This window comes from Paucibacter sp. B51 (assembly GCF_027863535.1).
Taxonomy (GTDB): domain Bacteria; phylum Pseudomonadota; class Gammaproteobacteria; order Burkholderiales; family Burkholderiaceae_C; genus Paucibacter_A; species Paucibacter_A aquatilis.
On the sequence record NZ_JAPIVN010000001.1, the window covers coordinates 576478 to 602411 of the forward strand.

Annotated in this window: 25 protein-coding genes and 1 pseudogene; 13 read left to right on the forward strand and 13 right to left on the reverse strand. The window is 66.4% G+C overall.

The window, feature by feature from the left end:
• Window positions 1-3 precede the first annotated feature (3 nt).
• The 4 genes from OOB33_RS02440 to OOB33_RS02455 form a co-directional block, all read right to left on the reverse strand.
• The gene (locus tag OOB33_RS02440) at window positions 4-2463 is read right to left on the reverse strand and encodes a S9 family peptidase (protein WP_271007508.1); all 2460 of its coding nucleotides are present in this window, start codon (window positions 2461-2463) and stop codon (window positions 4-6) included.
• Between the two features lie 72 nt (window positions 2464-2535).
• Entirely contained in the window at window positions 2536-3846 is a 1311-nt protein-coding gene (locus OOB33_RS02445) for an Hsp70 family protein (protein ID WP_271007509.1), read from the reverse strand.
• Between the two features lie 85 nt (window positions 3847-3931).
• Entirely contained in the window at window positions 3932-5212 is a 1281-nt protein-coding gene (locus OOB33_RS02450; protein ID WP_271007510.1) for a D-amino acid dehydrogenase, read from the reverse strand.
• A gap of 24 nt (window positions 5213-5236) precedes the next feature.
• Window positions 5237-5872 carry a LysE/ArgO family amino acid transporter gene (locus OOB33_RS02455; RefSeq protein WP_333780309.1) on the reverse strand — a complete coding sequence of 212 codons (636 nt, stop codon included), beginning with the start codon at window positions 5870-5872 and terminating at the stop codon, window positions 5237-5239.
• Window positions 5873-5948: 76 nt separating this feature from the next.
• Between OOB33_RS02455 and OOB33_RS02460 the strand changes: the two genes are divergently transcribed.
• Window positions 5949-6875, forward strand: a complete 927-nt coding sequence (locus tag OOB33_RS02460) for a LysR family transcriptional regulator ArgP (protein WP_271007511.1) — start codon at window positions 5949-5951, stop codon at window positions 6873-6875.
• A gap of 10 nt (window positions 6876-6885) precedes the next feature.
• Here the strand turns inward: OOB33_RS02460 and OOB33_RS02465 are convergent, their stop codons facing one another.
• Complete coding sequence (locus tag OOB33_RS02465; RefSeq protein ID WP_133155270.1) at window positions 6886-7071, reverse strand: hypothetical protein; 186 nt, start codon at window positions 7069-7071, stop codon at window positions 6886-6888.
• Between the two features lie 290 nt (window positions 7072-7361).
• Here OOB33_RS02465 and OOB33_RS02470 point away from each other — a divergent pair, with 290 nt between their 5' ends.
• A complete protein-coding gene (locus OOB33_RS02470) occupies window positions 7362-7577 on the forward strand; it encodes a hypothetical protein (RefSeq protein ID WP_171826653.1) in 216 nt (71 codons plus the stop codon).
• Between the two features lie 14 nt (window positions 7578-7591).
• Here the strand turns inward: OOB33_RS02470 and OOB33_RS02475 are convergent, their stop codons facing one another.
• From OOB33_RS02475 to OOB33_RS02490, 4 genes are all read right to left on the reverse strand, one after another.
• Window positions 7592-8014 carry a universal stress protein gene (locus OOB33_RS02475; protein ID WP_271007512.1) on the reverse strand — a complete coding sequence of 141 codons (423 nt, stop codon included), beginning with the start codon at window positions 8012-8014 and terminating at the stop codon, window positions 7592-7594.
• A 91-nt stretch (window positions 8015-8105) separates the two neighbouring features.
• On the reverse strand, window positions 8106-8903 hold the full coding sequence (locus OOB33_RS02480; RefSeq protein ID WP_271007513.1) for a metallophosphoesterase: 798 nt from the start codon (window positions 8901-8903) through the stop codon (window positions 8106-8108).
• 35 nt (window positions 8904-8938) lie between these two features.
• On the reverse strand, window positions 8939-9718 hold the full coding sequence (locus OOB33_RS02485) for a YecA/YgfB family protein (protein ID WP_102769036.1): 780 nt from the start codon (window positions 9716-9718) through the stop codon (window positions 8939-8941).
• The gene (locus OOB33_RS02490) at window positions 9715-10695 is read right to left on the reverse strand and encodes a LysR family transcriptional regulator (protein ID WP_271007514.1); all 981 of its coding nucleotides are present in this window, start codon (window positions 10693-10695) and stop codon (window positions 9715-9717) included. Before OOB33_RS02490 ends, OOB33_RS02485 begins: the two co-directional genes overlap by 4 nt.
• 128 nt (window positions 10696-10823) lie before the next feature.
• Between OOB33_RS02490 and OOB33_RS02495 the strand changes: the two genes are divergently transcribed.
• Window positions 10824-11072, forward strand: a complete 249-nt coding sequence (locus OOB33_RS02495; RefSeq protein WP_102769034.1) for a hypothetical protein — start codon at window positions 10824-10826, stop codon at window positions 11070-11072.
• 117 nt (window positions 11073-11189) lie between these two features.
• On the opposite strand, the gene OOB33_RS02500 is transcribed toward OOB33_RS02495, so the two are convergent.
• Window positions 11190-13058: a phosphoenolpyruvate carboxykinase (GTP) gene (locus OOB33_RS02500; RefSeq protein ID WP_271007515.1), complete on the reverse strand. Its 1869-nt coding sequence runs from the start codon at window positions 13056-13058 to the stop codon at window positions 11190-11192.
• Window positions 13059-13400: 342 nt separating this feature from the next.
• Between OOB33_RS02500 and OOB33_RS02505 the strand changes: the two genes are divergently transcribed.
• Both OOB33_RS02505 and OOB33_RS02510 read left to right on the forward strand, forming a co-directional pair.
• Window positions 13401-13973 (forward strand): MOSC domain-containing protein, encoded by a 573-nt coding sequence (locus OOB33_RS02505; protein WP_271007516.1) that lies wholly within the window; start codon window positions 13401-13403, stop codon window positions 13971-13973.
• A gap of 130 nt (window positions 13974-14103) precedes the next feature.
• The gene (locus tag OOB33_RS02510; RefSeq protein ID WP_271007517.1) at window positions 14104-16107 is read left to right on the forward strand and encodes a S9 family peptidase; all 2004 of its coding nucleotides are present in this window, start codon (window positions 14104-14106) and stop codon (window positions 16105-16107) included.
• A 3-nt stretch (window positions 16108-16110) separates the two neighbouring features.
• Here the strand turns inward: OOB33_RS02510 and OOB33_RS02515 are convergent, their stop codons facing one another.
• Window positions 16111-17187, reverse strand: a complete 1077-nt coding sequence (locus tag OOB33_RS02515; RefSeq protein WP_271007518.1) for an alkene reductase — start codon at window positions 17185-17187, stop codon at window positions 16111-16113.
• Between the two features lie 134 nt (window positions 17188-17321).
• On the opposite strand from OOB33_RS02515, the gene OOB33_RS02520 reads away from it, so the two are divergent.
• Both OOB33_RS02520 and OOB33_RS02525 read left to right on the forward strand, forming a co-directional pair.
• Entirely contained in the window at window positions 17322-18548 is a 1227-nt protein-coding gene (locus tag OOB33_RS02520; protein ID WP_271007519.1) for a hypothetical protein, read from the forward strand.
• Window positions 18549-18618: 70 nt separating this feature from the next.
• Window positions 18619-19476: a 23S rRNA (adenine(2030)-N(6))-methyltransferase RlmJ gene (locus OOB33_RS02525; protein ID WP_271007520.1), complete on the forward strand. Its 858-nt coding sequence runs from the start codon at window positions 18619-18621 to the stop codon at window positions 19474-19476.
• 13 nt (window positions 19477-19489) lie between these two features.
• On the opposite strand, the gene OOB33_RS02530 is transcribed toward OOB33_RS02525, so the two are convergent.
• Window positions 19490-20131: an NAD(P)-dependent oxidoreductase gene (locus OOB33_RS02530; protein WP_271007521.1), complete on the reverse strand. Its 642-nt coding sequence runs from the start codon at window positions 20129-20131 to the stop codon at window positions 19490-19492.
• A 123-nt stretch (window positions 20132-20254) separates the two neighbouring features.
• On the opposite strand from OOB33_RS02530, the gene OOB33_RS02535 reads away from it, so the two are divergent.
• The 6 genes and pseudogenes from OOB33_RS02535 to OOB33_RS02560 all read left to right on the forward strand — a co-directional run bounded on the left by OOB33_RS02535 (window position 20255) and on the right by OOB33_RS02560 (window position 25176).
• On the forward strand, window positions 20255-21160 hold the full coding sequence (locus OOB33_RS02535; protein ID WP_333780310.1) for a LysR family transcriptional regulator: 906 nt from the start codon (window positions 20255-20257) through the stop codon (window positions 21158-21160).
• An 84-nt stretch (window positions 21161-21244) separates the two neighbouring features.
• Window positions 21245-21931, forward strand: a complete 687-nt coding sequence (locus OOB33_RS02540; protein WP_102769026.1) for a CAAX prenyl protease-related protein — start codon at window positions 21245-21247, stop codon at window positions 21929-21931.
• Between the two features lie 62 nt (window positions 21932-21993).
• Window positions 21994-23307 (forward strand): annotated as a pseudogene (locus tag OOB33_RS02545) (MFS transporter); the annotation flags it as partial.
• 29 nt (window positions 23308-23336) lie between these two features.
• The gene (locus OOB33_RS02550) at window positions 23337-23792 is read left to right on the forward strand and encodes a MerR family transcriptional regulator (RefSeq protein WP_271007522.1); all 456 of its coding nucleotides are present in this window, start codon (window positions 23337-23339) and stop codon (window positions 23790-23792) included.
• A gap of 81 nt (window positions 23793-23873) precedes the next feature.
• Window positions 23874-24470, forward strand: a complete 597-nt coding sequence (locus OOB33_RS02555; RefSeq protein ID WP_271007523.1) for an NAD(P)H-dependent oxidoreductase — start codon at window positions 23874-23876, stop codon at window positions 24468-24470.
• A 115-nt stretch (window positions 24471-24585) separates the two neighbouring features.
• The gene (locus OOB33_RS02560; RefSeq protein WP_271007524.1) at window positions 24586-25176 is read left to right on the forward strand and encodes a malonic semialdehyde reductase; all 591 of its coding nucleotides are present in this window, start codon (window positions 24586-24588) and stop codon (window positions 25174-25176) included.
• A gap of 34 nt (window positions 25177-25210) precedes the next feature.
• Here OOB33_RS02560 and OOB33_RS02565 read toward each other — a convergent pair whose 3' ends face one another.
• On the reverse strand, window positions 25211-25930 hold the full coding sequence (locus OOB33_RS02565) for a UPF0149 family protein (RefSeq protein WP_271007525.1): 720 nt from the start codon (window positions 25928-25930) through the stop codon (window positions 25211-25213).
• Window positions 25931-25934 lie beyond the last annotated feature (4 nt).

The following is a 25934-nucleotide window of genomic DNA, read 5'->3' on the forward strand; positions in this document are numbered from 1 at the left end:
GACTCAGGGCTTGGGGGCCCGCGGATCGCGGGTCTGGCGCTTCATCCAGTCGCTCATCTCGCGCAGCACATGGCCTTGCGACTCGCGTGCCGCATAGCCATGAGACTCCAGCGGCAGGGTCACATAACGAACATTGCCGCCGGTGCCAGCCAGGGCCTGGTACAAGCGCTGGGTTTGCATCGGGTAAGTGCCCGGGTTGTCGTCGTTCTCGCCGTGGATCAGCAGGATGGGTTCCTTGAGCTTGTTGGCGTAATTGAACGGTGAAAGGCGCAGGTAGACGTCTTGCGCCTCCCAGTAGGTGCGGCGCTCGCTCTGGAAACCGAAGGGCGTGAGCGTGCGGTTGTAAGCGCCGCTGCGCGCAATGCCGGACTTGAACAGATCGGTGTGGGCCAGCAGATTGGCCGTCATGAAGGCGCCGTAGCTGTGGCCGCCCACCACCATCTGTGAGCGCTCGCTGACCCCCAGCTCCACCGCCTTGTCGATGATGGCCTGGGCATTGGCGGTGATCTGCTCGACAAAGCTGTCGTTGACCGTCTTCGGATCGCCGACCACGGGCATGGTGGCGTCCATCAACACCACATAGCCGTCGAGCAGCAACATCAGCGGGCTGGTGCCGCCGAAGGTGTTGAAGCGCGTGGCCGAGCCGCTGACCTGACCGGCGGTGGAGGCGTCGGTGAACTCCAGCGGGTAGGCCCAGACGAAAGTCGGGCGCGGCTCACCCTTCTTGAAATCGGGCGGCAGGTAGAGCCAGAAGCTCAGCTCCACGCCATCGGCGCGCTTGAACTTGACCAGCTCGCGCTGGATGTCGCGCAGCTGCGGCGTCGGGTCGCGGTGCTGGGTCAGGGCCTGCATCTGGCCGAAATCGGCACCGCTGCGCAGCACCAGATTGGGCGGCTCGTTAAAAGTCTCGCGGCTGCTCAGTAGGCGGCCATCGGCCAGCAAGGTGATGGGCCGCTCGTAGTGCGTGCTGCCGGACTGGAACAGGCGCTCTGTCTGGCCGGTCTTGAGGCTGAGGCGGTCGATGAAAGGCCGGTCACCGGCCGGGCTGGCGCCTTGGCCGACCAGCAGCAGGCGGTCTTCGGCATCCAGGCGCGCGACGCTGTGGCCGTTGGGCAGCACGCGGGTCAGCGGCTGGCCGGGGTCTTTGTAGCGGTCACGCTGCGAGCGATCCTGCAGGCGCTGCGGCGGCGCGCTGCCGTCCAGCGCCAGCAGGTCGACGCTGAGCCAGCGGCGGTCCCGGTCGTACTCGGCCACCAAGGCACGGGGCTTGGCCTCGACAAAGCTCAGGTTGACCAGGCGGCCGGCGGTGCGATGCACTTCGCGCGCCTCGCCATGGTAGGGCGCATCCAGGCGCATCAGGCGGTCGCGGTGGCTGACCTTGGTGTTCGGGTCGCCGCCGTCCAGGGCTTCCACCCAGTAGACGGCGCCATCGGCCAGAGGCGAGGCCCAGTAGTCACGCGGGCCGGTGATCACACCCTCGACCGGCACGCCCTGGCGAATCTTGACGGCGCCGAGGCTGCGCAGCAGCTTGCCCTGAGCGTCGCGCAACTCGACTTCGCGGCCGAAGTCATTGGCGCCGACCTGGTAGCTGAAGGGCGGCACCAGGCGCTCGACCAACAGCGTGCCCTGCGTGCCCACGGTCTGCACCTGGGCGATCAGGCCCGGCGCACCGATCTCGCGCGAGGCGCCGCTGCGCAGGTCCACCCGGCGCAGCACGGCGCTGGCCTGGTGCTGGAACAGGGCCTCGTCCTGGCGGTTCTTGAGCAAGTCCTGGCGCGTGAACTCGGGCGAGGTCTGGCCCATGGACTCCTGGATGGACGGGCCGCTGGGCACGCTGAACTGCGGTGCCGGGCCGCGCTGGTCGGGCACGGCCACGGCCACCAGCTCGTCGGCATTGAGCCAGGCCACATTGCGCTCGAACATGGGGTTCAGGCGCAGGCCGCGCAGCGGCTTGAGCGCGCCGCTGGCGACATCACCAACCCAGAGCTCGATGGCCTTGTCGGTGCGGCGGTTGAGCAGGAAGCGGCGGCCGTCCGGCGACCAGCGCAGCTGGTGGAAAGCACCACCAGCCGGCAAGCGCACCTCGCGCGCCGGCGCTTCGGGCCGGGCCAGGTCGCGCAGCTGCAGCGATTCGATCGCGGTGATCATCTGCGGGCCGCCGGCCGCAGCGTCGTAGCGGCCACCGGCCAGGCGGTGGATGGGGCGGGCCAGATCGGCAATCGTGCGGTGGCGCTGCAGCTGGGCCACGGCCAGGGTTTTCTGATCGGGCGAGAGCTGGTGGGCCGGCAGGCCCGGCGCATCGAGAACGGCGCGCATGGCCGCAGAGGGCTGCTGATAGCCCTCAGCACTCGCCGGACCGGCGGCCGCGGCTTGCGGTGCCTGTGCGAACGAGGCGGTGTTCAAGCTGCCCAGGGCCAGGGCGATGGCCAGGGGCAAAAGACGAGGAACGGGGCTGAAGCGCATGGTGAGGTGTCGCCGTTTTGAAACGAAGCAACGACTCTAGCAGCGCCCGCCCCGGCGCCGCGCCCGGCCGGCTTATTGGCTGAACAGGCGTGCGGCGTGCAGACCCAGGCCGGTGGCGACCGAGGCAAATCGGTCGCCGCGCACATGCTGGGCTTGCGGGTAGTCGGCAGCGATCTTCTCGGCCAGGAAGCGCAAGCCGGTGGAGCCGCCGGTGAAGTAGAGCGCATTGATCTGATCGGGCCGCAAGCCGGCCTGGGCCACGGCCTCGCGCCCGGCCTGGACGATGCGGCCGATGTCAGCCTCCAGGGCCTGCACCGCCACCGTTTCGCTCAGGGCGACCTCGAGCCCGCTTTCGACCAGGCCCAGGTCGATGACGGTGTCGCCCCCGCCGGAGACGGCAATCTTGGCGCCCTCGGCACGGCCGGCCAGCTCATGGCCCAGATGCTCTTCCACCACCGTCATCAGGCGCTGGTGGTGTTTGATATTGCCGTAGAAGCTGCGCATCTGGCGCAGCTCGGCCACGCGCTGCGGGCTGTAGACGGTGTTGATCAAGTGCCAGGTGGCCAGGTCAAAGTAGACGCCGCTGGGCACTTCGCGCGGCGGCGAGCCAGCGCGCTCAGGGCCGAAGCTGCGGTAGCCAAACTCACGCAGGATGCTGGCCAGCTCGATGTGGCGGTCGAAATCGGTGCCGGCGATGTGCACGCCGTGGTTGGCCAGGATGTCGTCGCGGCGGTCCAGGCGGTTCATGCGTTCGGGGCCGACGCGCACGACGGAGAAGTCGGAGGTACCGCCGCCGATGTCGGCGACCAGCACGATCTGTTCGCGGTCGATCTGGTGCTCAAAGTCGAAGGCCGCGGCGATCGGCTCGAACTGGAAATGCACCTCGTCGAAGCCGACCTTGTGGGCGGCCGCCTCCAGCGAGGCCTGTGCCGCGGCGTCACGCGCCGGTTCGCCATCGACGAAGAAGACCGGCCGGCCCAGCACCAGCTTGTTCAGCGGGCCCGGCGCGCCCGAGGCCAGGGCGGTGTTGCGCAAGCGCTTGAGGTAGCCGGCCAGGATGTCCGAGTACTTGACGCCACGGCCGCCGCCGACATCGGTGGTCTGCTCGATCAGGCCCGAGCCCAAAATGCTCTTCATCGAGCGCATCAGCCGGCCGTCCGCCCCCTCGACGTAGGCCGCCACGGCGGCGCGACCGAAGGCGCGCGGCGGGCCGTCGGCGTCATGCCGGCCTTCCACGAAGTAGAAGACCGCCGTCGGCATGGTGGTGTGCTCGCCCTCCAGCGCCACCAGGCGCATGCCACCGCCCTCCGCCGGCACGGCGATGGCCGAGTTGGAGGTGCCAAAGTCAATGGCGCAGAAAGACGGGGCGGAGGCGTGGCTCATGGAGAAGCGGCTGTGATGAGCCGAACGGCAGGGGGGCGCGGATTGTACCGGGCCGCCCTGAATCGCCCGAAGCGCGGGCGCAGGGTCAAGCCACCGCGCCGTAGAAATTGAACGCCATGGGCGGGCGGCGGCCGGCCATCAACTCGGCCAGGGCGTGACCGGAGCCGGCGCCATGGGTCCAGCCCAGGGTGCCGTGGCCGGCATTGAGCCAGAGGTTGGACGCCTTCTTGCTGCGGCCGATGTAGGGGATGTTGGTCGGTGTGCTCGGGCGCAGGCCGGTCCAGTAGTTGGTTTCGCTGAGGTCGGCCACGCCGGGGAAGAGTTCTTCGTAGCGCTTGACCAGGGCTTCGCAGCGGGTGCGCGAGGTCGGGCGATTGAGGTCGCTGTCGAAACCGCAGAGCTCGGCCGTGCCGGCGATGCGGATGCTGTCACCCAGGCGCGAAATGGCGATCTTGCGGGTGTCGTCGAGCAGGCTGACGACGCTGGCCTGCTCCGGCTTCTTGAGCTTGAGCGTGGCCGAATAGCCCTTGGCCGGGTAGATGTTGAGGAACTCGCCGAGCGGCTTGATCAACATCGGCGTGTAGGAACCCATGGCCGCGACGAAGGCGTCGGCGCGCAGTTCGCGCTTCTTGCCGCTACGCACATCAGCGATCTGCACCGCGTCGATCTGCTGGCCGCTGCGCGAAAGCTGCAGGATGTCGTGCTCGTACAGGAAGGTGGCGCCGCGCTGCTGGCAGAGCTGGGCCAGCTTTTGCGTGAAGACCTTGGCATCGCCCGACTCATCGCTGGGCGTGAAGGTGCCGCCGTGGATGTTGCGGCCGAAGGCGGCCAGGGCCGGTTCGATCTTCAGCACCTCGTCACGGCCCAGGACGCGGCGGTCCACGCCGTGGCGACGCATGATCTCGGCCCCGGCGGCGCCGGCCTCGAAGTCGGCTTGCGAAGAGAAGAAGTGCAGGATGCCTCGCTCCAGGCGCTCGTACTCGATGCCGGTCTGGCTGACCAGGGCCTTCAACGATTCGTGGCTGTAGCGGCCCAGCTGCACCAGCTGCTCGACATTGCGCTCAAACGCAGCGTTCGTGCATTGGGTCAGAAAGCTCAGGCCCCATATCCACTGCTTGGGGTCCAGGCTGGGGCGGAACAGCAGCGGCGAGTCGTCGCGCAGCAACCACTTGGCCACCTTGAAAGGTGCGCCGGCATTGGCCCAGGGTTCGCAGAAGCTGACCGAGATCTGCGCACCGTTGGCGAAGCTGGTTTCCAGCGCCGCATCGGGCTGGCGATCCACCACGGTCACCTCATGGCCCTGCTCCAGCAGGTACCAGGCGGTGCTGATGCCGATGATGCCGGCTCCCAGGACGACGACTTTCATTGCGTGTACTCCACAAGTTCAAATTCAAACGCCAAGGGGACCCAGCAGCAGTTGTAATCCCAAGGCAAACATCAGCAAAGCGATCAGTGCGTCGATGCCGCGCCAAACCAACGGCCGGCTCAAAGGCCCGGCCGCCGCGGCCGCACCGAACCCCAAAACCGTGAACCACATCACGGAAGCCAGTGAGGCCCCTGTGGCAAAGGCCCAACGCAAATCAAGCGGCTGCTGGTTGCCCAAGAGGCCCAGCAGCACGACGGTGTCCAGATAGACATGAGGGTTCAGATAGGTCATGGCCAGCGCGCTGAGCAAGGTGGCCCACAAACCCGCCGAACCGGAAGCGGCCTCCAGCGCACCCGAGCCACGCCAGGCACGCCGGGCGGCCTGTACGCCGTACCAGATGAGAAACAGGGCGCCGCCGTAGCGAAACGCATTCATCAGGCCCGCACTGGAGGCAATGGCCGCGCCGAGGCCAAAAACACCGAGGCAGATCAGCAAGAGATCCGACACAGCGCACAGGGCCACCACCGGTCCGACATGGCTTCTGAGCAAACCTTGACGCAGCACCAAGGCGTTTTGCGCGCCAATGGCCATGATCAGGCTGGCTCCGCTGAGCCAGCCTTGTGTCAGGGCGCCGAAGGCGCTGGGGCTGCTGTCCATCATGGGTGGCGGATTGTCGGCAGAGTCCGTGCAAACCAGAAGCGCAATTCATATTTGTCGGCGTACATTAGCCGTACTTATGAAAGACCTGGATTCCGCCGGACTGGACTGCCTGGCCGCCCTGGCCGATGAACGCAGCTTCGAGCGTGCCGCTCAGCGCCTGTCCATCACCCAAAGCGCCATCTCGCAGCGCTTGCGCAGTCTTGAGGCGCAGGTCGGCCAGCTGCTGGTGGTGCGCTCGCGGCCGCTGCGCCTGACCGAGCCGGGCAAGGTTTTGCTTCGCTTTGCACGCCAGCTGCAAGCGCTGCGCACCGACGTGGCGCGTGAGCTGGGCGCCCAGGTGGCGCCAAACGAGCGCATCGCCATCGCCATCAATGCCGACAGCCTGGCCACCTGGGTGCTGCCGGCGCTGGACCCGGTGGTGCAGGTCGGCCTGCGCGAAGGCTACGGCCTCGAGCTGGTGGTGGACGATCAGGATTTCACCCATGACTGGCTGCGCCAGGGCGAGGTGCTGGGCTGCGTCAGCACGGTCAGCCAGGCACTGCGCGGCTGTCTGGTGCAACCGCTGGGCGTGATGCGCTATGTGGCGGTGGCCAGCCCTGAGTTTCTGCAGCGGCAGTTGCCCGAGGGCCTGAACGAAGCCAATTTCGCCAGCACGCCCTTCCTGGTTTTCAACCGCAAGGACGACAGCCAGGTGCAGTGGGTGGCCAAGGCCTTCCAGGTGCAGTCACCGCGGCTGCAGGAACGCTATGTGCCATCCAGCGAGGCCTATGTGCGGGCGGTCTGCATGGGCTGGGGGGTGGGCGTGGCGCCGGAGTTACAGGTGCGGCCGCTCTTGCAAAGTGGCGCCCTGGTGGCGCTGCGGCCGGAGTTGAGCGTGGATGTCACGCTGTATTGGCACCAGTGGAAGCTGGTTTCAGATCTGGCACCGGCCCCCGCGCGGGTGGCGCTGCTGGACCAGATCGGTCAGGCCCTGGCGCGAGGTGCGCGCGCGGCCTTGAAATAGGTCAGAAAAGTCAGTCGCGGCCGGCGGCCGATGCGGCCAGGGCCACCGAGGCCACCATGGACTTGGATTCCAGCAAGGCCATGCGCTGCTGGCCCGGCTTCTTGCGATCCTGGATGGAATGCGCAAGGCCAAGGGCGCACACCATGACCAGCGCAACCATGCCCAGGGCCAAATACTTCATCAAAAGTGCGTTCATAGCTGTTCTTGTGGCAGTGGCGTGTGACGCAGTTGGCATCACAGCAGGACCGGCAGAATAGCCATAAACCCGCCGCGCGAACACCCATCTAAGGGGGGATGATCGGGTTTTCACCCTTTATCCCTCGATATGAAGTATGCGAAGGGAAATTTCACCTCCGCGGGAGCGTGTGGTTTTCCCAACTAGACCGCGAAGAGCACCCAGTTCGGGGATTCGTCACCGTCGCGGATCAAGCACACTGGAATCGCCCCTGCAGCATGACTGCTTCCCCTGGATGTGCGAGGTTCGATATGCGATTCACCCCAGCTTTGCGCTTCTTCCGTCGCCATTCGACGCTCCCGCAGGAGCAGGACCCCGCCGACCTGGGTACCGCCTTTGGCATGGAGGCCAGCCTGGAGGACGGCGACGCTTACCGCGCCAGCGTCAGCGAGATCGAGCTGGAGTCGCAGCGCTCCCGCGCCGCACTCGAATCCCCCCTGGCCTGGCTGTCCTCCAAGCGCAACTGAGCGTTGCGCTGGCTTCAGCGCACCAACAGCACCGGCGTCGAGCAGTGCGCCATCACCTTGGTGGCCACAGACCCCAGCACCAGATTGCCGATCGCACTGTGGCCATGTGAACCCAGGATCAGCAGATCAAAATTGCCCTTCTCGGCTGTGCTGGCGATCACGTCGGCCGCAGGGCCCACCTTGTTGAGGAACTCAGCCGGTAGCTTCTGCTTGGCAAAAAAGGTGCGCAAGGTCTTGAGCACTTTTTCACCTTCATCGGCGTAGTAGCCCTTCAACAACTCCTTGTCGAGCACCGCAGCTGCGCGCGGCGGCACGGCCGGCACGGCATGCAGCACGGTGTACTGATGGGCGCCACCCAACCACTCATCATGCGCGGCCAGATAGGCCAGCATGCGCTTGGTGTAACTGCTTCCGTCAACGGCAACGAGGATTTTCATCAGGGCTCCTTCCGGGTTCATAGGCGCGGGATTGCATCGCGTGCTCGCAGTCTGACACAGACCGTGAGAAAGATGCTGAGCCACGTCAAGCTCAGGCCGAGAACACCTCGATAAGCAGCTGGGGGTCGAACCGAGCCGGCTCGCCCTTGCGGGCATGGCCGCGGGCGTTGCAAATGACGCGTGTGGCGCCGTTCGCATGCTCAAAAAGGTAGTCGTTCTGGCAGTGCAAATGCCCGTGCAGCCACAAGCGCGCACCTGGCAACAAGGCTTCATCGTCGTTGCAGAAGCTGGCTGTGCCCGGCTGCTTGCCGTATCGCGGATCGGCGCTGCGCAAGCTGGGGGCGAAATGGGTGACCACAACCGTGGCATCCCAGGCCGCCGCCTCACTGGTGTCAGCTTCACCCAGGCTGAGCTGCTGGGCCAGCCATTCGCGGCAGCGCAAACCCTGCTCGCGAACGGCGACCGCATCGAAACTGGCACCGTTGCGGCTGGCGCCCATGACCCGCTGAAAATAACTGGCAGCCCGCATGGCGCGCTCGCGCTGCGCCGGGCCGAAGGTGTCGAAATCACTCCAGCGCGTGCTGCCAAGAAAGCGCACGCGGCGACCGGCAGCGTCAGGGCGAATGCAGGCGCTGTCGTCGAGCAGGGTGAAACCCAGCTCGGCCGACAGGGCCTGCAAGCCCAAGCGGGCTTGATCGACATCGCGGCCGTCGTACTCATGATTGCCGGGCACAAAAATCACCGGCACCGGCCAATCGCGGAAGCGACGCAGGCCGTCCCAGCGGCTGTCCACATCCCCTGCCAGGATCAGCAGATCAGCGCCGGGAGCGGGCTCAGGATCGAAGGCCTCCGTCTCCAGATGGAGATCGGACAGCAGTTGCAGGCGCATGGCGGCTGCGCCTTTTCAGCAATACGACGCCACGCTCAGTTGGCGCCGTGGCACTGCTTGTACTTGCGACCGGAACCGCAGTGGCAGGGGTCGTTGCGGCCGAGTTTGGGGCCTTCGCGGCGCAGGGTTTCGACGCGGTAGCGCTGCTCTTCGGTCAGGTCGCGCAAATCGGCCACGGTGACCACCAGCTCTTCAATCGCCTCGTCCAGGTCCTTGAGCGGGTGCTCGCGGTCCAGGGTGGCGACCACTTCCTTCTCTTCCGGCGTTTCGGCCGGCAGGTGGCGGTACAGGCGGGCCAGGGCCGTCATCACGGCATCGTCAGGCATGTCGGCCAGATCGGGGAAACACAGGGTGGCATGCTGGAAGCCAGCGACCCAGGGCATCAGGGTGCGAGAGATCAGGCTCATGCCGGCATAGGTGACGCGGGCCTGCGCGTCCTCGGCGCTTTCGCCCTCAGGCGCGGCTTCCGCCGCGGCCTCAACGCCTTCGCCTTCAGCCGGTTCTTCCAGGTCCAGCACGACCGGGTCGAACCAGCCGTCTTCCACCATGCTCTTGTTCAGCGCGGTATAGCGGCGCTCCACCAGCTCGCGGATGCGGGCCAGCCAGCTGGCATCGACCTCCTCGGGCAGCACGCCACCGTCGTAATCAAAGATATTGGGCAGCCACTCCTCGATGTCAATCATGCGGGGCTGCACCAGCACGCCGCAGAGATAGCCGTCCAGCATGGAGGCGTCGAGAGCCTGCAGCGGGGCGGGTGTGGTGGCGAGAAGTTCGTCGAGTTCGGCGAACTCGGTGTCGGTCAGATCGATGCTCATGGCCTGATTGTCGCCGCAGTGGCCTCGGGCGCAAGCACGCCCACCGCCTGCGCGCGCCGCGCCGCCTCGATCAAGCGCTCGCGCAGCCAGTTCTCGGCGCTGCGCCCTTCGCTGCGCAGATGCCAGAGCATGTCCACATGCACCCGCGACAAAGGCACGGGCAAGGGGCGCTCGATCAGCTGGCTGCGGTAGCCGGTGGCCTCGACAAAGCTGGCTGGCAGCACGGTCAGCAAGTCCGACTGCGCGACCACCCGGCCGGCAGTGAAGAACTGGTTGACCGTCAGCACGATGCGCCGGCTTCGGTTCATCGCGCTCAAGGCCTCGTCCACAAAGCCATGCGGCCGGCCGGAGAAGCTGACCAGCAGGTGGTGGGCCGCACAGTAGGCATCCAGATCCAACACCTGTTCCGCCAGCGGATGGCCGCGCCGCATCACGCAGACGTACTCGCTGTCGTACAGCCGGTGCTGGCGGATCACCGACTGGCTGCCCTGGGCACGAAGCGCCGCCAGCGCACCCGGGAAGTAGCCCACCGCCACATCGGCCTCGCCTTGATCGAGCAGCGCGCGCGGATCGCGGGTCGTCAGCGGCAGCACATGGACATTGGCCAGGGCGCGCGCCTGTTCCAGTTGCGCCACCAGGGGCGGCAGGAGCAAGGCCGCCGTAGCATCGGCCATGGCGATGCGAAAGGTGTAGTCCTCCCGCTCGGGCTCGAATTCGCCGGGCGCCAGCAAGGCCTGCAAGCGCTGCAGGATAAGGCGCACTTCGGGCCACAGGCCTTCGGCCCGCGAGGTCGGCTTCATGCCGAAGGCCTGGCGAACGAACAGGTCTTCACCCATGGCCTCGCGCAGGCGCTTGAGCGCATGGCTGACCGCCGGCTGGGTCATGGACAGGCGCTGCGCCGCCCGGGTCAGGCTTTGTTCGGCCATCACGGCATCGAAGACCCGGAGCAGATTCAGATCGAGATGGCGGAAGTTCATGGCGGCGCCCGGGGCTCCAAGATATATGACTTGTTTATATCTTCAATTCCAACAATTCATTGGCAATCGCACTAGGGTTTACCCGAAAATCACGCATCGGTTCAAAAAACCACCCAACAGGAATTGCCATGAGCATCGCGACCCAAACTTTCGGCCTCCCCGCACGTCAGAACCTGCGTCAAAACGTGCGTCATGGCGGCACCTTCACCGCCATCGGCGCCCGCGTCTGGCTGCGTCTGATCGAATCCGTCAAGGCCCGCATGGCCGCTGCCGCCGAAGCCCGTGCCCAGCGCGAGCTGCTGGCCCTGGCCGACTTCTACCAGGACAGCATGCCCACCTTCGCCGCCGAACTGCGCGCAGCCAACTGCCGCCGCTGAGCTTGAGTGGGCAGCCTCGCGCTGCCTACAGCCGTAAAAAAGCCCGCTTCTGCGGGCTTTTTGCTTTCCGAACCGGCCTTTGCTGCGCTTGCGACAAAGGCCAGGCTCCGAGAGGCATCACTCGGCGGCCAAGCGCGCTTCGATCTTGGCCTTGGTGGCGGGCAGTTCGGCCGGCAGGTGATACGCCAGCTGGGCGAACAGCTCTTCATGCAGGCCCATCTCGACCGCCCAGGCGGCCTTGTCGATGTGGGTGGTGATGTTGAACTGCTCCTGGCTGAAGTCCAGCCCTTGCCAGTTGATGTCCTGGTAGCGCGGGGTGACGCCGAACGCATGTTCCTCGCCTTGGCCCTTGCCCTCGACGCGGTCCAGCATCCACTTCAGCACGCGCATGTTTTCGCCATAGCCGGGCCAGACGAACTTGCCGTCGGCGCCCTTGCGGAACCAATTCACGCAGTAGATGGCCGGCAACTTAGCACCTGAGGCTTGCAACTTCTTGCCCATGTCCAGCCAATGCTGGAAATAGTCGCTCATGTTGTAGCCCATGAAGGGCAGCATGGCGAAGGGGTCGCGGCGCACCACGCCTTGCTGGCCGGCAGCGGCGGCGGTGGTTTCCGAGCCCATGGTGGCGGCCATGTAGACGCCCTCCACCCAATCGCGGGCTTCGGTCACCAGAGGCACGGTGGTCGAGCGGCGGCCGCCGAAGATGAAGGCATCGATGGGCACGCCGGCGGGGTTGTCCCAATCGGCATCGAGCGCCGGGTTGTTGATGGCCGACACGGTGAAACGGGCGTTGGGATGCGCGGCCTTGGCACCGGTTTCCTTGGCGATGGCCGGGGTCCAGTCCTTGCCTTGCCAATCGATCAGGTGGGCCGGCGGGGTGTCGGTCATGCCTTCCCACCAGACATCGCCCTCGTCGGTCAGGCCGACGTTGGTGAAGATCACGTTCTTGTTCAGGCTGGCCATGCAGTTGAAGTTGGTCAGCGTGTTGGTGCCCGGGGCGACACCGAAGTAACCGGCTTCAGGATTGATGGCGTACAGGCGACCGTCGGCACCGGGCTTGATCCAGGCGATGTCATCACCGATGGTGGTGACCTTCCAGCCTTCAAACGCAGCCGGCGGAATCAGCATGGAGAAGTTGGTCTTGCCACAGGCGCTGGGGAAGGCGGCGGCGAAGTGGTACTTCTTGCCTTCCGGCGAGGTCACGCCCAGGATCAGCATGTGCTCGGCCAGCCAGCCTTGATCGCGGCCCATGGTCGAAGCGATGCGCAGGGCAAAGCACTTCTTGCCCAGCAAGGCATTGCCGCCATAGCCCGAGCCGTAGGACCAGATTTCACGGGTTTCCGGGAAATGGACGATGTACTTGGTCTGGTTGCACGGCCACTTCACATCGGCTTGGCCCGGCTGCAGCGACGCGCCAACGGTGTGCACGCAGGGCACGAAAGTGCCGTCCTGGCCCAGCACGTCCAGCACGGCACGGCCCATGCGGGTCATGGTGCGCATGTTCACGGCGACGTAGGGGCTGTCGGACAGCTCAATGCCGATGTGGGCAATGGGCGAACCGATCGGGCCCATGCTGAAGGGCACGACGTAGAGCGTGCGGCCGGCCATGGCGCCCTTGAACAGAGCCTTGTCGCCGGTCTGCAGCAGGCTGCGCATCTCGGCCGGGTCCATCCAGTTGTTGGTCGGGCCGGCGTCTTCCTTCTTGGCCGAGCAGATGTAGGTGCGGTCTTCCACGCGCGCCACATCGCTGGGGTCGCTGCAGGCGAGGTAGCTGTTCGGGCGCAGGGCCGGATTGAGTTTCTTGAAGGTACCGGCGGCGACCAACTGGGCGCAGAGGCGGTCGTACTCCTCTTCAGAGCCGTCGCACCAGTACACATCCTTGGCGTGGGTCAGTGCAGCGACCTCGGCCACCCAGGCGATCAAGCGCTGGTGTTTCACAAAAGCCGGCACGTTCAGGCGCAGCCCTTCCATCACGGGTTGGTTCATAGCGTTCCCAATCAATATAAAAGCAGAATTGGGTCAAGCTCGTAAGCATGCACTCACATTTTCAGGAGCGGATGCAAGCCGGGCCTGACCCAATGCCGCTGATGACCAGCACCGGCGTGTCCGGCATTGGCTCTCTCAGGCAACGCCGGTCCTCGTGGGAAAGCGGCGGTTTGGCGTCCAAAACTCCGCCGTTTTCGGCGGGTTGGCAATTGTCACCCCAATGTAACGACACCGTAACTCTCGGAGAACCCGAGGTCATGCATTTCCTGAATAGATTCATGCCTGGGGCGAAATCCAACGGATGCCGCCGGGTCTGGCGCCAGATTTGTCACACTCCGGGGCATGAGCACCCTGACCCGCATCAACATCGCCAAGGCGCAAGCCTTGCGCACCCTCGACGGCCGAGAAACCCTGAGCGGCATCCAGAAGCGCTCGGTCGACGGGCCGGTTGCCCTCACGGCCCTGGGGCTGGCCGGCGATGAGCAAGCAGACCTCAGCGTCCACGGTGGGCTGAGCAAGGCCGTCTACGCCTACCCGCAAGAGCATTACACCTTCTGGCAAACCGTTCGCGCGCAGGCTGGCGTGGCTGAATGGGGTGCGCCGCTGCCGCCGGGCAGCCTGGGCGAAAACCTGACCCTGTCCGGCCTGTTGGAAAGCCAGGTCTGGATCGGCGATGTGTTGCGCTTCGAGCAGGTCGAACTGATCGTCACCGAGCCGCGTTTCCCTTGCTTCAAGTTCAATCCTTTGATGGGCTTCAACAAGGCCGCCAAGCTGATGAGTGAAAGCGGCTGGTGCGGCTTCTACCTGGCGGTCAAGGTAGCTGGCGAGTTATGTGCGGGTGAGACGTTTGAGTTGATTGCGGGGCCACGTGAGGTCGGGGTGACGGAGCTGTTCCGAGCGAAAAACAAGCGCTGAGAAAAGACGAGCCATAACACTCCCTCCTTGGAGGGCCGGGCAAATACCCATCGCCCCAAGGCCCACTACCCCCAAAAATGCGCCCCATTTCCACAAGGACGGGCGACAGGCCCAGGGGGGAGCAGGGAATATGGATAACAAGAATCGTCGCTGGATCTTGAAAGGCATGGCGGGCAGTTGTATTGCTCAACCTGCACTGACGGCTTGGGCTGATACCGAAGCAGTCCCTAAACAGCACCCCATCGAGGCCTTTGCCCGGCGCCCATTGATGGAGCGGATCGCGCTTTCGCCCAATGGTGAACGCCTGGCCGCCATCATCAACAACGGCAGTACCAGCACCTTGATCACGCGCGCATTTACGGGCGGGCCCGTCCAGTCCGTGCTGTCCACTGAAAACTTGGAGTTCAACTTCAAGTGGATTCGCTGGGTCAACAACGATCGCCTGGTGTTGAGCTTGCGGTTCCCGTCACAACGCATGATCAACGTGGTGCAAAGCATCCCGACGATGGAGACACGTCTGATGGCTGTCAACGCGGATGGCAGCAACCTGATCAACCTCGTCAAGGCCAAGATTGGCAGCAACGCCTTGCGTTGGGCCGCCAACCAAGACCGCGTCATCGACTGGCTGCCTGAGGACGGTAAGCACATCCTGATGCACCTTCCCAACAGCGAGCGCAGCTATACCCGGGTCATCTTCAAGATCAACGTGGACACCGGCGAACGCGTGTTCTATTCGGGCGGACGCCCAGAGGCGGTGGGCTGGATCACGGATCGACAACACCGGGCGCGTGTGGCCATGTGCATGGATGAACTGGGCGAGTATTCGATCTGGGTCTGCAACACGGATGGAAGCAACTGGCGTGTGCTCCGACAGTACGCGCCGGGGGCCAACCATGATTTGTCGGTCCTTGGCTTTGGCCTGGATCCCGAGCAACTCTATGTGCTGGCCACGCACAAAGGCCTGTCGGCCGTCCATACATTGGACCTGCGCGATCCCAAGTACCCCTTGACCCTGAAACTCGGCGACGAAGGCTATGACCTGGACGGAAGCCTGATTTATGACGCCAGAGGCGAAGCCGTCGGCATCAACACGACGCGAGAAGGAGACTCCAGCATCTACTTCTGGGACGCCAAGTACAAGGAATGGCAGAAGGCGCTGGATGAAGCCTTGCCGAATCGGTTCAACCAGATCGGCAGCGTCAGCGGCAATGGCTTGCGCTACGTGCTTCGCTCCAGCAAAACAGGACTACCGGCCACCTGGTATCTCGGTGAGGAAGGTGACAACCCCAGCATCAAGCAGCTCGCGCAGATGTACCCAGAGCTGAATCCAAGCAAGCTGGCTGTCAAACAGCCCATCAGTTACAAGGCGCGAGACGGACTGCTCATCAAGGGCTATTTGACCCCCCCCCTCGGCGCCCAAAAGGGCAAACCCCTGCCTTTGGTTCTGTTTCCACATGGCGGACCGATCTCTGATGACGGCCCGGAGTTCGACGAATGGGTCTCCTTCATGGCCGACCGTGGCTATGCCGTCTTACAGGTGAACTTCCGGGGCTCGACCGGCCAAGGGCGCGCCTTTATGGAAGCCGGCCTGCGGCGCTGGGGACTGGAGATGCAGGATGACTTGACGGATGCCGTCGCCGAATTCGTCAAAAGAGGCATCGCCGACCCCGACCGAGTGGCCATCGTCGGCGCAAGCTACGGCGGTTACGCGGCCTTGATGGGTGCGATCAAGACACCCAAACTGTTCAAAGGCGCGTTCGCATTTGCTCCAGTCACCGATCTGCTGGAATTGACCGAAGAAGAAGGTCAGGACTCCAGCAAGGAAACCATGCGGCGACAGCTGGGGCATTACAGAGACGACGCCGAACGTCTGCGCGCCACCTCACCACGTTTCCATGCCGACAAGATCCAGGTGCCGATCTACTTGATCCATGGCACCCACGATCGCCAAGCCATGTTCCGCCACAGCGTCTGGATGGCCGAAGCCCTCAAGGCCGCCGGCAAGCCCCACGAGTTTGTGACCCTGGAGAACGGCGACCACCAGCTGAGCCACTATCCCTATCGCCTGCGGCTGTTTGGCGACCTGGAGAAGTTCCTCGCCAAGACCATCGGTCCCGGCCGTAGCACCAGCTGAGCCTCAGCCCCCCAACGCCGGATAGTCCGTATACCCCTGCGCCCCGCCGCCGTACATCGTCGCGCGGTCCGGGGTTTGCAGCTCGGCGTTGAGGCGCAGGCGGCGCACCAGGTCCGGGTTGGCGATGAAGGGGCGGCCGAAGGCGACCAAGTCGGCGCGCTTGTCGGCCACGGCTTGCAGCGCCATCTCACGGGTGTAGCCGTTGTTGACCATCCAGGGGCCGGCAAAGCGTTCGCGCATGGCGGCGTAGTCAAACGGCGCGTAGTCGCGCGCGCCACCGGTCTGGCCTTCCACCACATGCAAAAAAGCCAGCTTGAGCGGGGCCAGCTGCTCGGCCACATGGTTGAACAACGCCTGGGCCTGGCTGTCGGGGCCGGCGTCATTGCTCGGTGTGACCGGGCTCAGGCGCAGGCCGGCGCGGCCGCTGCCGATGGCCTGGCTGACCGCCGTCATCACCTCGATGGTGAAGCGTGCACGGTTGGCGATGGAACCGCCGTAGTCGTCTGTGCGGTCGTTGATGCTGTCGCGCATGAACTGGTCAAGCAGATAGCCGTTGGCGCCGTGCACCTCCACCGCATCGAAGCCCGCCTCCATGGCGCAGCGGGCCGCATGCGCGAACTGGGCCACCACGCCGGCGATCTCCTCGGTGCGCAGCGCACGCGGCGCAGAGTTGGGCACAAACCCCTCTTTCGTGAAGCTCTGGCCCGCAGCCTGGCGCGCGGTCGAGGACACCGGCGCCCGGCCTTCGGGCTGGAAGCTGGTGTGGGAGATGCGCCCCACATGCCAGAGCTGGGCGGCGATCTTGCCGCCAGCGGCATGCACCGCGTCGGTCACGCGCTTCCAGCCCGCCACTTGCTCGGGCGTGTGGATGCCGGGCGTGTCGATATAACCCTGGCCTTCAGCGCAGATCTGCGTGCCCTCGCTGATGATCAACCCGGCCGTGGCGCGCTGGCGGTAGTACTCGACCACCAGCTCCCCGGGCACCAAGCCGGGTGAGCGGCTGCGCGTCAGCGGCGCCATGACGATACGGTTGGCCAGCGAAAGATCGCCGATCTGGATGGGGTCGAAAAGACTGGGCATGAGCTGCAGCAAACGAGCAAGAAAGACGCGCAGATTAACGCCCCCGCAGCACGGCCTTTGGGCTGCAAGTTCTTGCGCGCTGTGGCAAGGCTCCCTCGGCGCCGGGATGCCGGAGCTGGATAGACTCTGCCGCCATGCCTGCGTATCCCCTTGCCTATCCCCTTGCTTGTGCCCAAACCCAGCTCACGCGGCGCCGCTGGCTGGCCGCCGCCCTGGCCGGCAGCAGTGTGGCGGCCTGGGCGCAGGCGCGGCAAGTGCTGCAAGTCGGCCCGCGCCGCGCGCTGCGCAGCCTCGCCGCCGCCGCACAAGCCGCGGGCGACCACTGCCTGATCGAGGTGGACGCCGGCGAGTACCGGGCCGACGTGGCCTACTGGCCGCAGAACGGTCTGCTGCTGCGCGCCGTGGGCGGCCGGGTGCAGCTCAAGGCCGAGGGCGCCCACATCATGGGCAAAGGCATCTTCGTCACGGCCGGCCAGGATCAGCGCATCGAAGGCTTTGACTTCAGCGGCGCCCGCGTGCCCGATGGCAATGGCGCCGGCATCCGCATGGACCGCGGCTCCTTGCAGCTTCGCGACTGCCGCTTCCACGACAACCAGACAGGCCTGCTCACCAACAACGAGGCCGACGCGCGCCTGAGCCTCGAAGACTGCGAATTCGGCCCCATCCTGCCGGGCCAGCGCCACAACCACAACCTCTACGTCGGCCGCATCGCCGAGCTGCGCGTGATCGGCTGCCATCTCCACCACGGCCACTTCGGCCACCTGCTGAAAAGCCGCGCCGCATTCACCCAGCTGCTCTACAGCCGCCTCAGCGACGAGCCCAACGGCCGCGCCAGCTACGAGCTGGAGTTCCCCAACGGCGGCCGCGCCTGGGTGATGGGCAATCTCATCGTGCAAGGCGCGCAGACCGACAACCCGGCCCTGCTGACCTACGGCGCCGAGGGCCAGGTCTGGCCCGAGAACGAGCTGATCCTGGTACACAACACGTTGATCGACCGGCGAACCTCGGGTGGCAGCTATCTGCAGCTGAAAACGCAGAGCGGCCCGGCGCCGGTGCGCGTGCGCCTGCTCAACAACCTTTTCGCCGGCCCCAGCCGCATGGTGCCGGCGCGCGACTGGGAAGCCTCGGGCAATGGACACGCCGCTTGGGACGATTTCGTCAACGCGTCTGAGGGCGACTACAGCCTGAGCCCCGGCTCGCGCTGGCAGGGCCGGGCCGTGGAGGCCGGCCTGGCCCAGGCACCCAGCGGCCCGCGTCTGATCCTGCGCCCCGAGCGCCAGTTCCAGGCCCCGCACCACAGCGTGGCCCTGGCCGACGCCGCCGGCCGGAGCCTGAGCCCGGGCGCCTTTCCGCTCGATTGAGCACGCTTTCCCGGCCCCGCTGGGGCGGGCGAAAACCCCTCGCGCGGGCCGCGCACGCTACAGTTCGCCCATGCTCGCCTACCGTCACGCCTTCCATGCCGGCAACCATGCCGATGTTCTCAAGCACCTGGTTCTGACCCAGGTGCTCCGCTATATGGCGGAAAAAGAGAAGCCCTACACCCTCGTCGACACCCATGCGGGTGCCGGCGGTTACTCGATCGAAGGCAAGTACGCGCAGAAGAAGGGCGAATACGTCCACGGCGTCTCCAAGCTCTGGGATGCCAAAGACCTGCCCGAACCCCTGGCCCGCTATATGGAGCCGGTGCGCCTGTTCAACCCAGACGGCCAGCTGCGCCAATACCCAGGCTCGCCGGCCATCGCCAACCTGCTGATGCGCGACACCGACCGCCTGCGCGTCTACGAGCTGCACCCGACCGACTACCGCATCCTCGACACCTACCTCTCCACCCGGCCCAACACCCAGGTCAGCGACAAAGACGGCTTCAGCGCCATGCGCGCCGAGCTGCCGCCGCCCTCGCGCCGCGCCGTGGTGCTGATGGACCCGTCCTACGAGCTCAAGACCGATTACGGCAAGGTCGTCACCGCCCTGCGCGAAGGCCTGGAGCGCTTTGCCGAGGGCGTGTTCCTGATCTGGTACCCGCAGCTGCAGCTGCTGGAAGCGGCGCAACTGGTGCAGCGGCTCAAGGCCGCCGCCGATGCCGGCGCCAAAAAGGGCTGGCTCCATGTGCGCCTGACTGTTGAGCAGCAGGAAGACGTGCGCGGCTTCGGCATGCTGGGCAGCGGCATGTTTGTGGTCAACCCGCCCTTCACCCTGCACGACGATCTGCAGGCCTCCATGCCTTATCTCGTCGACAAGCTGGGCCAGTACGACGGCGCCAACTTCCTGCTGGAGCAGCGCACGTCCTGAACCTTTTTGCGATTCAGTAGGCCACGGTGAAGCGCTGACGGTGATGCCGCGGCGCCTCCAGCTCATCCACCAAGGCCACGGCCAAGTCGGCCACGCTGATGCGTGACTGGCCCTGCGCATCGCTGAGCAGTTCGTCGCCGCCCAGGCGGTACTGGCCGCTGCGCTCGCCCGGCTCCAGCTGCATCGGCGGCGAGACAAACGCCCAGTCCAGTTCCTGCTCGCCGCGCAGGCGGTTCAGCGCCTCGCGGGCCGCCAGGGCGCCGGCCTTCCACTCGGCCGGGAACTGCGGCGTGTCCACCAGCTGCACGCCGGGCGCCACGTAGAGGCTGCCCGCGCCGCCCACCACCAGCAGCCGCGCCACGCCGGCCAGCTTGACGCCGGCCGTGATGGCGGCCGAGCCGCGCAGGAACTCCTCGAACAGCGCCGGGTGGCCCCAGCCGGGGTTGTAGGCACTCAGCACCGCGTCCAAGCCCTGCACCGCCGCAGCCACGGCCTCGGCCTCGGTGGCATCGGCCTGATGCACCTCCAAGCCCGGCTGCGCGGCCAGCTTGGCCGGGTCGCGCAGCAGCGCTCGCACGCTGTGGCCGCGCGCCAGCAGTTCTTTCAGCAGCGCCGAGCCCACGAAACCGGTGGCGCCAATCAATGCGATCTTCATCTTCAGTCCTTCCGTCCAGATGCCCGCCACAGCGGCCGGCGTGTTGTGATGGGCTCAACTTTATGGACTTCACAATCCAACCATAAGTCCTCAGAATCGCCTTGCACTCTTTAGAAAAACTTCATGCTGGACCAACTCAAGCGCATGGCCGTGCTGGCCACGGTGGTGGAGCAAGGCAGCTTTGTCGCCGCCGCGCGCCAGCTGCAAACCACCACCTCGGCCGTCAGCCAACAGGTGCGGGCGCTGGAGCGCGACATGGGCATCACGCTCTTGCACCGCAGCACCCGCAAACTCAGCCTGACCCCGGCCGGCGAGCGCTTTCACGCCGGCTGCGCCGCCATGCTCAGCGCGGCCCGCGGCGCGCAGCAGCAGCTGATCCAGCTGCGCGACGCACCCGAAGGCGAGCTGCGCATCGCCGCCCCCGTGGGCTTTGCCCGCCAGCTGGGCCCGGCCCTGGCGCCGCTGCTGCAGGCCCATCCGGGCCTGAGCCTGCATCTGGAGGTGGAGGACGGCTTCACCGACCTGGTCGACCGGCGCATCGATCTGGCCATCCGCTTCGGCCGTCTGCCCGACAGCAGCTGGGTGGCGCAGCGCATCGGCGAAAAAAGCATCGCCCTCTACGCCGCACCGGCCTACTTGGCGCAGCGCGGCGTGCCGGCCCAGCTGTCGGACCTGGCCGACACGGGCCACGACTGGCTGGCCCTGCGCAGCGGCACCGACCAGCCCTTCGCCCTGAGCCTGCGGCGCGGCGACGAAGCCCTGCAGCTGAGCGTGCGGCCGCGCGCCAGCAGCAACAACCAGCTCAGCCTGCAGCAGCTCTGCGAAGCCGGCCTGGGCCTGGCCATGCTGGGCGGCGACGATGTCAGCGAATCGGTCCAGGCCGGCCATCTGCTGCCCCTGCTGCCGGGCCTGCAGCTGCCGCCCCTGCCCATCCATGCGCTGACGCCGCAGCGCGATGCCCAGCCAGCCAAGGTGCGCCATGCCATCGCCGCCTTGCGGGCCTTTTTGAGTGCCGCCCCACCGGGCTGACCCCGGGAAGGCCTGTCATGGTTTCGCGGTACGCTGCGCGTCTTTGATCGATTGCGTTTCATCCGCCCGCACCGCCCACCGACCATGAAGACCGCCCCACCCTTCGGCCTGAGTTCCGCCGCCCTGGCGCGCAGCATTCCTTTTGTCCTCTTCATGGGCTTGCTGGCCTTGCGGGGCGCGCTGCCAGCGGGCGGAGCGCTGGACCCGCGCTGGGTCTACGGCCTGAGCGTGGCCATCGTCGGCGGCGCCCTGTTCTGGTTCTGGAAGGACTACGGCGAGCTGGCCCGCCAGAACCGCCCCAACGCCCGCCAGACGCTCTGGAGCGTGGGCATCGGCGTGGCGGTGTTTGGCCTCTGGATCCATCTCGACGCGCCCTGGATGCAGCTGGGCGAAGCCACCGCCAGCTTTGTGCCGGTGAACGACCAGGGCCAGCTCGACTGGCCGCTGATTGTGCTGCGCTGGATCGGCGCGGCCCTGCTGGTGCCGGTGATGGAAGAGCTGTTCTGGCGCGGCTTTTTGATGCGCTGGATCGAAAGCCCGCAGTTCGAAACCGTGGACCCGCAGCGCGTCGGCCTCAAAGCCATTGCCCTGTCCACCTTTGTCTTCATGCTGGCCCACACCTTGTGGCTGGCCGCCATTGTCGCCGGCCTGGCCTATGCCTGGCTGTATGTGCGCACCGGCCGGCTCTGGTGCGCCGTGATCGCCCATGCCGTGACGAATGGCTTGCTGGGCATCTGGGTGGTCCATTCGGGGCAATGGCAGTTCTGGTGAGCATCAGCGCTGCGCCCCTCGCTCACCGCAAGACCTGACCCCACACGCCGGAACCGCCCCCCATGTCTCAAGCCGATTCGACGCACAGCAGCCAGTTCGCGCTGCTGCGCCAACGCCGCTTCGCGCCCTATTTCTGGGTGCAGTTCCTCAATGCCGGCAATGACAACCTCTTCAAGTTCCCGCTGATCATCCTGATCACCTACCAGCTGCAGCTGGCCTGGCTGCCGGCCTCGCAGGCCGGGCTGGTGGTCAATGCCCTGTTCATCCTGCCCTATGTGCTGTTCTCAGCCACCAGCGGGCAGCTGGCCGACAAGCTGGACAAGGCGCGGCTGATGCGCTGGGTCAAATCGGTGGAGATCGCCATCATGGCCCTGGCCGCCTGGGGCTATCTGGCCAGCCATGTGCCGGTGCTGCTGGCCTGCGTGCTCTTGATGGGCTTGCACTCCACCCTGTTCGGCCCGGTCAAATACGCCTACCTGCCGCAGCAGCTCAGCGAGCGCGAGCTGCTGGGCGGCAACGGCATGGTCGAGATGGGCACCTTTGTCGCCATCCTGCTGGGCCAGGTGCTGGGCGGCCTCTTGATCGCCCTGCCCGGCGTGGGCGCGCAGTACGTGGCCATCGCCTGCCTGCTGACCGCCGTGCTCGGCCGCTGGCTGGCGCACTACATCCCCGCCTCGCCGCCCACCGACCCCGGCCTCACCATCAACTGGAACCCCTTCACCGAGACCTGGCGCAACCTCAAGCTCGCGCATGAAGAGCCGGTGGTGTTCCGCTCCCTACTAGGCATTTCCTGGATGTGGTTCTTCGGCGCCGTCTATCTGAGCAACTTCCCGGCCTTTGCCAAGGAGGTGCTGCATGGCGACGCGCAAGTGGCCACCGCCTTGCTTGTGATGTTCTCGGTCGGCATCGGCATCGGCTCCTTGCTGTGCGAGCTGCTCTCGCGCCGCGCGGTCGAGATTGGCCTGGTGCCGGTCGGCGCCATCGGCATGACGGTGTTTTCGGTGGACCTGTACTTCGCCTCGCGCGGCCTGCCGGCCAAGGCGGCACTCGAGGGCCTGTCGGTCTTCTTCGCCCAGCCCGCGCACTGGCGGGTGATGGCCGATCTGGGCCTGCTGGCCTTGTTCACCGGCCTCTACAGCGTGCCCATGTACGCGCTGATCCAGCTGCGCTCGCAGCCGGCCTACCGCGCCCGCATCATCGCTGCCAACAACATCCTCAACGCCCTGTTCATGATCGCCAGCTCCCTGGGCGCCGGCCTGCTGCTCAGCGCCGCCGGCTTCAGCATCCCCGAGCTCTTCCTGACCGTAGGCCTGGCCAATCTGGCCGTCAGCCTCTACGTCTTCATCCGCGTGCCGGAGTATCTGCAGCGCTTCGTGGGATTGTTCCAGCGCGCCCCGGGCGCCCTGTGAACATCGCCGGCGACACGCCCGCTCTGCGCATCGGTGCCCTGGCCCGGCTCAGCGGAGCCACACCGCGCGCGCTGCGCCTGTACGAAGCAATGGGCCTGCTGCCCGCACCGGCACGCGAGGGCAAGTACCGGGTCTACAGCGCCGTGCATCTGAACGTGGTGCGGCTGATCCGCGAAGCCCAGGCCTTGGGCTTCAAGCTGCATGAACTCCAGGCCTTGGCGGCCGAAGTGCCGCTGACGCAGGCCCTGAACCCCGACACTGCGCTGCCGGCGCTGCGCGACAAACGCCGGCAGCTGGACCAGCAGATCCATGAGCTGCAAGCACGGGCCGGCACGCTGGACCGCTGCATTGCCGCCTTGAGTGACCCACGGCTGCCCACGGCGCTTTGCACGGAGGGGAGCACGGAGCAGCCCCAACCTTCAGCCCAGGACGCGCGATCCGGCAGCGCTTGACTCTGCCCCTAGGGGCAGACAGGACACTGGCGGCCTCGCGTTCGCGCCCAGCTGCAGTCCCTTGTCGACACCCATCCGCCGATGTCCTCCATCCACCCGCCCCGCCGCATCCTCGTCCTCAACGCCAACCCCAAACCCGCCAGCCTCAGCCAGGCCCTGGCCGAGCGCTATGCCGAGGCCGCCAGCACGGCTGGTCATGCCGTTCAGCTGGTGCATCTGCATGCGCTGCGCTTCGAGCCCGATCTGCGCGGCGGCTACGCGAACCCGCAAGGGCTGGAGCCCGATCTGCAGCAGCTGCAGCGGCAGATCCTGGAGGCCGAACACCTGGTGTTGGCCTACCCGGTCTGGTGGGGCTCGGTGCCGGCCTTGTTCAAGGGCCTGCTGGACCGACTGCTGCTGCCCGGCTTCGCCTTCCGCTACGACGGCAGCCAGAGCCTGCCCGAACAACTGTTGAAAGGCCGCAGCGCCCGCCTGCTGGTCTGCATGGACACGCCCGCCTGGTACTTCCGATGGTTCCAGGGGGCCCCGGCCCACCGCATGATGAAAAACGCCGTGCTGGGTTTTTGCGGTATCGCGCCGATTCGCATCAGCAGCTTTGCGCCCGTGATCAAGAGCACACCGGAGCAGCGGGCCCAATGGCTGGAACAGGCTGCGGACCTGGGCCGACAAGGCCGGTGAGGGCGACGCTGCAGCGTTCAATCGGATTGAAGCCTGACTTCAAGCCAGCGCGCCGATGGCGGCCTCGAAGCGCCCTACAGTTCAGCGCATACCACCACTGCACTGGAGCCCGCGCATGAGCCACATCGACAGCCAGGTCCTGGACCAAGCCTTCCGCCAAGCCCGCACCTTCAACACCTTCCGCCCGGAGCCGGTTAGCGATGCCCTGCTGCAGCAGGTGGTCGAGCTGGCCCAGTGGGGCCCCACAGCCATGAATGGCCAGCCGGTGCGCTATGTCTTCGTGCGCAGCCCCGAGGCCAAGCAGCGCCTGGCGCCGGCCCTGGCCGCCGGCAATCTGGCCAAGACCCTGGCCGCGCCCGTGACGGTGATCGTGGCCGCTGACAGCCAGTTCTTCGAACACCTGCCGACCCAGTTCCCGGCCGTGCCCGGTGCGCGCGACATGTTTGCCGGCAATGCCGCCATGGCCGCCGGCACCGCCAGCCGCGACTCGCACCTGCAAGGCGCCTACTTCATCATCGCCGCGCGCCTGCTGGGCCTGGACTGCGGCCCCATGGCCGGCTTTGACACCGCCAAGGTCAACGCCGAGTTCTTCCCCGACGGCCGTTTTCAATCGCAGTTCCTGATCAACCTGGGCTACGGCGACCCGGCCGGCAACTACCCGCGCGGCCCGCGCCTGGGCTTCGAGCAGGTGGCGCAGGTGCTCTGAAAAACGAAGAGCAGATCCGCAGCCAGGCGCCGGCTCAGTTCGCGCCGTGGCAGAGCGGGTAGGGGCGGCCGCTGCCGCAAGGGCAGAGCGCCGCACCACTGGCGGCCCGGTCTGCCATCCCGGCCATTGCTGCGGCCTCGGCCGCATCGCGCTGCGCCTGCCAGTAGCGCTGGATCTGCCGCGCCTGCTGGGCCAGGCCGGCGGCCGCCGCATCGTGCGCGGCCTCGCTGGGCGGCTGCTGCTCCAGACGCCGCCAGCCGGCCTCGCTGCCGTAGAGCAGCAAGGTGCTGAACCAGTCCGGGTGGGCCTGCAGCAGCGGCTGCCAGGCGGGCGCGGCGAGCGCAATGCCGCAGAGGTAGCCGCGGCACCAGTCATCCAGGATCACCAGAGGCCGGCCGTCCTCGCCCTCGGTGCAGCCGAACAGCGGCTGGTAGGCCGGGCGGTCGGGCTCACGCAGCGCCGCGGCCGTGGCTTGCCATTGCTTGAGCAGCAGGGCCTGCAGTCGGGCGCGCAGATCCGAATCGGCAAAGCTGGGCTGCTGCACGCCCTGCTCGGCATCCAGGACCCAGGCCATGGCCTGCTCGGGGGTGATCGGCACGGGGCCGCTGACCAGGGCGCAGATGAAGCCATCGATCATGGGCGCCTGCATGGGCTGGTCGAGGCCGGCGTCTTCGGCAAACAAGGCCTCTTCAAGCAGGGCGATGTCGTCCAGCGACCAGCCCAGCTCGACATTGAGCGCCTTGCCGACGAACACCGTG